This window comes from Streptomyces sp. NRRL B-24572 (genome assembly GCF_002156145.1).
Lineage (GTDB): Bacteria > Actinomycetota > Actinomycetes > Streptomycetales > Streptomycetaceae > Streptomyces > Streptomyces vietnamensis.
Window position 1 is genome coordinate 1 of record NZ_MWIG01000386.1, and the last position, 6,204, is coordinate 6,204.

Annotated in this window: 6 protein-coding genes and 1 pseudogene; 4 read left to right on the forward strand and 3 right to left on the reverse strand. The window is 69.7% G+C overall.

Annotated features, from left to right (window positions below):
- The 3 genes and pseudogenes from CCN56_RS22820 to CCN56_RS22830 form a co-directional block, all read right to left on the reverse strand.
- A pseudogene (locus CCN56_RS22820) lies at positions 1-106 on the reverse strand (leucine zipper domain-containing protein); the annotation flags it as partial.
- A 103-nt stretch (positions 107-209) separates the two neighbouring features.
- Entirely contained in the window at positions 210-1,616 is a 1,407-nt protein-coding gene (locus tag CCN56_RS22825; protein WP_086829531.1) for a HAMP domain-containing sensor histidine kinase, read from the reverse strand.
- Positions 1,617-1,638: 22 nt separating this feature from the next.
- Positions 1,639-2,343, reverse strand: a complete 705-nt coding sequence (locus CCN56_RS22830) for a response regulator transcription factor (RefSeq protein WP_086829533.1) — start codon at positions 2,341-2,343, stop codon at positions 1,639-1,641.
- Between the two features lie 287 nt (positions 2,344-2,630).
- On the opposite strand from CCN56_RS22830, the gene CCN56_RS22835 reads away from it, so the two are divergent.
- From CCN56_RS22835 to CCN56_RS22850, 4 genes are all read left to right on the forward strand, one after another.
- A complete protein-coding gene (locus CCN56_RS22835) occupies positions 2,631-3,416 on the forward strand; it encodes an amino acid ABC transporter ATP-binding protein (RefSeq protein ID WP_086829535.1) in 786 nt (261 codons plus the stop codon).
- A gap of 54 nt (positions 3,417-3,470) precedes the next feature.
- Entirely contained in the window at positions 3,471-4,292 is an 822-nt protein-coding gene (locus CCN56_RS22840; RefSeq protein ID WP_086829537.1) for a glutamate ABC transporter substrate-binding protein, read from the forward strand.
- A gap of 117 nt (positions 4,293-4,409) precedes the next feature.
- Positions 4,410-5,084 (forward strand): amino acid ABC transporter permease, encoded by a 675-nt coding sequence (locus tag CCN56_RS22845; protein WP_086829539.1) that lies wholly within the window; start codon positions 4,410-4,412, stop codon positions 5,082-5,084.
- Positions 5,081-5,971, forward strand: a complete 891-nt coding sequence (locus CCN56_RS22850; RefSeq protein WP_086829541.1) for an amino acid ABC transporter permease — start codon at positions 5,081-5,083, stop codon at positions 5,969-5,971. The genes CCN56_RS22845 and CCN56_RS22850 overlap by 4 nt, the downstream gene beginning before the upstream one ends.
- Positions 5,972-6,204: the final 233 nt, after the last annotated feature.

Below are 6,204 nucleotides of genomic sequence, written 5' to 3' on the forward strand. Positions count from 1 at the left end.
AGATCCCCATCTCGGCCGCCACATGAGCGACCGGACGGCCTGAGCAGACACGTTCGACCAGCAGTCTCCTACCGAAGACGGTCAGCCGGGCATTACGGTGGGGCACGAAGACCTCCGTGCGGTGAGTTCCTAGACAGCTCCCACCACACCGGAGGTCTTCGCCATGTTCAAGACCAAACCAGTGTCAACAACGCTCGTGATCAATACACCTAGGGGGTGTCCTGCCCCTCCGGCGCGTGTCGCGGCACCGTGACCGTCACCCGGAGCCCGTGCGGCTCGTTCGGGGCGAAGGTGATGTCTCCGCCGCCCGCCGTCAGCAGGACGCGCGCGATGGAGAGGCCGAGGCCCGAGCCCTTGACGTTCTGGTGCCGGCCGGAGCGCCAGAAGCGGTCGCCGACGCGGACGAGCTCCTCCTCGGTGAGGCCGGGCCCGTGGTCGGCGACGACGACGGCGACGGCCGCCCGGTCCGGGACGACGGTGACCGTGACCGACTCTCCGGCGGGGGTGAACTTCAGCGCGTTGTCGATCACGGCGTCGAGGGCGCTGGAGAGGGCCACCGGGTCCGCCCAGGCGGTGACCGCCCCGCACTCCCCGGCCAGGTCGACGCCCTTGTCCTCGGCGACCGGCCGCCAGGAGGCGACCCGCTCGGCGGTGAGCGCGCCCACGTCGGTGAGGCTCGGCTCGGCCGCCACGTGCTCGGCGAGCGCCAGGTCGAGGAGGTCGTCGAGGACCTGCGCGAGGCGCTTGCCCTCGGTCCGTACGGAGGCGATCTCCTCGTTGCCCTCGGGGAGCTCCAGGGCGAGCAGCTCGATCCGCAGGAGCAGCGCGGCCAGCGGGTTGCGCAGCTGGTGGGAGGCGTCGGCGACGAAGGCCCGCTGCTGTTCGAGCGCGTCCTCGACGTTGTCGGCCATCTCGTTGAAGGAGCGGGCGAGGCGCCGCAGTTCGGGCGGTCCGCCGGTGGCGGCGACGCGGGAGTTCATCCGTCCGGTGGCGATGTCGTGGGTGACAGCGTCGAGGACGCGGACCGGGCGGAGGACCCAGCCGGTGAGCCGGAAGGCGGCGCCGACGGCGAGGAGCATCGCGGCGGCCTCGCCGGCGAAGATCAGCAGCCAGCCGCGCAGGATGCGGGAGCGGAGCTGTCCGGTGGGCGAGTCGGTGACGACGACGGCGACGACGTCCCCGTCGCGGACGACGGGCGAGGCGATGGCGAGCCGGGCGTCCCGCTGCCAGGGCCAGACCTGCGGCGGATCGTGGCTGCGGCGCCCGAGGAGCGCCTCGTTGAAGGCGCGCCTGCCCTCCCCGTCGTACGGGACGACCCAGTCCTCGGGGGCGGCGGCCATGGAGCGGTTGTCGCGGTAGAAGACCCCGGCGCGGATGTCGTACACGTCGTGGTAACTGGCGAGTTCGCCGCCGAGGGTGGTCTGCCGCTCGTCCGTACCGGGGCTGCTCTCGCTGACGAACTGGGCGAGGGCGGCGAAGCGCGCGGCGTCGTCGAGGCGGTCGACGACGACCCGCTGCTGCTCGGACGCGGCGAGGCTGGCGGCGAGCGGGAAGCCGAGGGCGAGCAGCACGCCGGCCATCAGCACGATGAGCAGCGGGAGGAGTCGGGTGCGCACGTCAGGGGCCGTCCGGAGGGGGTTACGCGGCGGGGGCGACGAGGCGGTAGCCGACGCCGCGCACGGTCTCGATCAGGGCGGGCATCCGCAGCTTGGAGCGCAGGGAGGCGACGTGCACCTCCAGGGTGCGCCCGGTCCCCTCCCAGCTGGTGTGCCAGACCTCGCTGATGATCTGCTCGCGACGGAAGACGACTCCGGGCCGCTGGGCGAGGAGGGCGAGCAGGTCGAACTCCTTGCGGGTCAGCGGGACGCTCTCGCCGTCGACGCTGACCCGGCGGGTGGGCAGCTCGACGGTGACGGGGCCGAGCCGCAGCAGGGTGCCGTCGGCGGCCCCGACGGTCTCCTCGGCCCCCGTACTGCGCCGGCTGACGGCGTGGATGCGGGCGAGGAGCTCGCCGGGGTCGTAGGGCTTGACGACGTAGTCGTCGGCTCCGAGGTTGAGCCCGTGGATCCGGGAGCGCACGTCTCCGCGCGCGGTCACCATGATCACCGGGGTGGTGGTGAGCTTCCGGATGCGGCCGCAGACCTGGTAGCCGTCCTGGTCGGGCAGGCCGAGGTCGAGCAGGATCACCCCGTACGAGGGCCGCTCGCCCTGCGCGGTGGGCAGGACGGCCTGGAGCGCCTCCTCGCCGTTGCGGGCGTGCGTGACCATGAAGCCGTGCCTCGCGAGGATCGCGGAGAGGGCGGCGGCGACGTGGTCGTCGTCCTCGACGAGCAGCAGTCGCATGCGTACCTCCTCCGTGAAGTTCTCGGGTCCTTGGTTCTGCCGATGGCGGCTCTCTGTGTACCAGGTGCCACCAGGGCATGAACACCGAACATGGGTGTCACAGTCAAGTGTCCCCCTGTTACGCCGACGTTTCCGTTATGGACCCGGTACGGCGCGGGGCGTCACCTTCACACGCTGTGTCCGGTTGCGGCCGTATCGTTATCCTCAATTTCCGCTCAGATGTGATGACGCTCATCACATCGGGTCTCTAGTCTCCTCCCAACCGAGGAGGACGGAGCAAGAGGCCGATGAGCGGAGAGTCAGTGTCCAAGGTTCTCGAGGACACCCCGCGCGCCGCGGACGACCTGGTCGTACTGTCCGATGTCAACAAGCACTTCGGCGCGCTGCATGTCCTCCAGGACATCGATCTGACGATCACCCGCGGCGAGGTCGTGGTCGTCATCGGACCGTCCGGGTCCGGCAAGTCGACGCTGTGCCGCACGATCAACCGGCTGGAGAGCATCGACTCCGGCACCATCACCATCGACGGCAAGCCGCTGCCGCAGGAGGGCAGGGAGCTCGCCCGACTGCGGTCCGACGTGGGCATGGTCTTCCAGTCCTTCAACCTCTTCGCGCACAAGACGGTGCTCGAGAACGTGATGCTGGGTCAGATCAAGGTCCGCAAGACGGAGAAGAAGGCCGCCGAGGCCAAGGCCCGCGCCCTGCTCGACCGGGTCGGGGTCGGCACCCAGGCCGACAAGTACCCCGCCCAGCTCTCCGGTGGTCAGCAGCAGCGCGTGGCGATCGCCCGCGCCCTCGCGATGGACCCGAAGGTGATGCTCTTCGACGAGCCGACCTCGGCCCTCGACCCGGAGATGATCAACGAGGTCCTGGAGGTCATGCAGCAACTGGCCCGGGACGGCATGACGATGGTGGTCGTCACCCACGAGATGGGCTTCGCCCGCTCCGCCGCCAACCGCGTGGTCTTCATGGCCGACGGGAAGATCGTCGAGCAGGCTTCGCCCGAGGAGTTCTTCAGCAACCCGCGCAGCGACCGGGCCAAGGACTTCCTTTCCAAAATCCTTCACCACTGAGCTGGCCGACGACCTAGTCTTCCCAACTCACGCCTACTCAAGGGACTTTCCTCCATGAAGCTTCGCAGCGTCTCCGCCGCCGCCGCGGCCGCCGTCGTCCTCGCCCTGACCGCCACCGCCTGTGGCAGCGGCTCCGACTCCGGCAGCAACGGCGACAAGATCAACATCGGCATCAAGTTCGACCAGCCGGGCCTCGGCCTGAAGACCCCGGACGGCAAGTACGCCGGCTTCGACGTCGACGTCGCCACGTACGTGGCCAAGGAGCTCGGCTACTCCGAGGACAAGATCAACTGGAAGCAGGCGCCCAGCGCCGAGCGCGAGAACCTGATCAAGAACGGTGACGTCAAGTTCGTCGTCGCCAGCTACTCGATCAACGACAAGCGCAAGAAGGAGGTCGACTTCGCGGGTCCGTACTTCCTGACCCACCAGGACCTCCTCGTCCGCGCCGACGACAAGTCGATCACCAAGGTCGAGGACCTCAACTCCAAGAAGCTCTGCTCGGTCACCGGCTCGACCTCCGCGCAGAACGTCAAGGAGAAGCTCGCCCCGAAGGCCGACCTCCAGCAGCTCGGCGGCTACTCCGAGTGCCTCACCGGCCTGGAGAACAAGGCCGTCGACGCCCTGACCACGGACGCCTCCATCCTCGCCGGCTACGCCTCGCAGAAGGAGCTCCAGGGCAAGTTCAAGCTCGTCGGCCTGAAGATGAGCGACGAGAACTACGGCATCGGCCTGAAGAAGGGCGACGACGAGCTGCGCGGCAAGATCAACAAGGCGCTGGAGAAGATGGTCTCCGACGGCACCTGGGAGAAGCTCGTCAAGAAGAACTTCGGCCCCTCGGGCTACCAGTACGAGCCCGCGCCGGCGATCCAGAAGTAACCCGCGCCTCCGTGGTGACGGCCGCCCCGCGCACGGGCGGCCGTCACACCGGCACCGGCCGCCGCCCACGCGGCGGCCTCCACACCGACCGACCACCAGGGGAGAGCGCGGGGCATCGTGTTCGACTTTCTTGATTCCGGGCAGTACGACCTGCTCGGCGCCTTCTGGGTGACGGCGCAGCTCGCCCTCTACTCGGCGCTCGGCTCGCTGATCTGGGGCACGGCCCTGGTCGCGATGCGGGTCAGCCCGGTCCCGCTGATGCGGGGCTTCGCCACCGCGTACGTGAACGTCGTGCGGAACACTCCGCTGACGGTCGTCCTCGTCGCCTGCCTGCTGGGCCTCAACCAGACCCTCGGCGTCGCGCTCGGCGCGGACCGCTCCGAGAACATCGGCTTCCGCCTCGCCGTCCTCGGTCTCGTCGCCTACACCGGCACCTTCGTCTGCGAGGCGCTGCGCTCGGGCATCAACACCGTGCCGCCGGGCCAGGCCGAGGCCGCCCGCGCCCTGGGCCTGAGCTTCACCCAGGTCCTCCGCCTCGTGGTCCTCCCGCAGGCCTTCCGCGCCGCGGTGACCCCGCTCGCCAACGTCCTGATCGCCCTCACGAAGAACACCACCGTGGCGGCCGCGATCGGCGCCGCCGAGGCCTCGCTCCTCATGAAGACGATGATGGAGAACGAGGCCGACGCGCTCTTCACCGTCTTCGCGATCTTCGCCTTCGGCTTCATCGTCCTCACCCTCCCCACCGGCCTGATCCTCGGCTGGGCGGCCAAGCGACTGGCGGTGAAGCGATGAGCTCCGTCCTGTACGACACCCCCGGCCCGCGCGCGAAGCGGCGCAACGTCGTCTACACGATCGTCTTCCTGGCCGTCCTCGCCCTGGTGGCCTGGTGGGTGCTGGGAGCCCTGGGCGAGAAGCACCAGCTGGACGCGGACAAGTGGAGTCCGTTCGTCACCGACTCCGAGGTCTGGACGACGTACCTGCTGCCCGGCCTCACCGAGACCCTCAGGGCCGCCGCTCTCTCCATCGTGATCGCCCTGCCGCTCGGCGCGGCCCTCGGCATCGGCCGGCTCTCCGACCACCGCTGGGTGCGCGTGCCGGTCGGCGCGGTCGTGGAGTTCTTCCGCGCCATCCCGGTCCTGCTCCTGATGATGTTCGCGAGCGCCGTGTACCGCGAGTTCACGACCGTCAGCTCCGACTTCCGCCCGCTGTACGCGGTCGTCACCGGCCTGGTGCTCTACAACGCCTCCGTCATCGCCGAGGTCGTCCGGGCCGGCGTGCTCTCGCTGCCCCGGGGCCAGGGCGACGCGGCCGTCGCGCTCGGCATGCGCAAGGGCCAGACCATGCTGTACGTCCTGCTGCCGCAGGCCGTGGCCGTCATGCTGCCCGCGCTGGTCAGCCAGCTCGTCGTCATCGTCAAGGACACCGCGCTCGGCGGCGCCCTGCTCGGCTTCGCGGAACTGCTCAGCCAGAACCGGCAGATCACGGCCAACTACGGCGCCAACACGATCGCCACCCTCACGGTCATCGCGCTCATCTACATCGCCATCAACTTCCTCCTCACCACCCTCGCGGGCCGCCTGGAGAGGCGGCTGCGGCAGGGCAGGAAGTCCCCCTCGGCGACCATCCCGGCCCAGGCCGGAGCCCCCGAGGCGCAGTCGGAGGCCGTCAGCGGCGCCTGACCCCGCAGGGGTCCGTGGGACCACAGGGGTGGGCCGGAGCGGCACCGACTTCAGGTCGGCCGCACCGCGCCCACCCCGTCGCTTGACGCGGGCACCCTCAGTGGGTTGCATACGGTCTGTGATCAACCACCGGGCTCGTGCCACACTCGGATGTGCTGCCCCCATGACCGTCCGGCCTACAGGAGCCGCGCCCACGATGATCACCGGGTCCACGGCGCGGCTCCTGTAGGCCG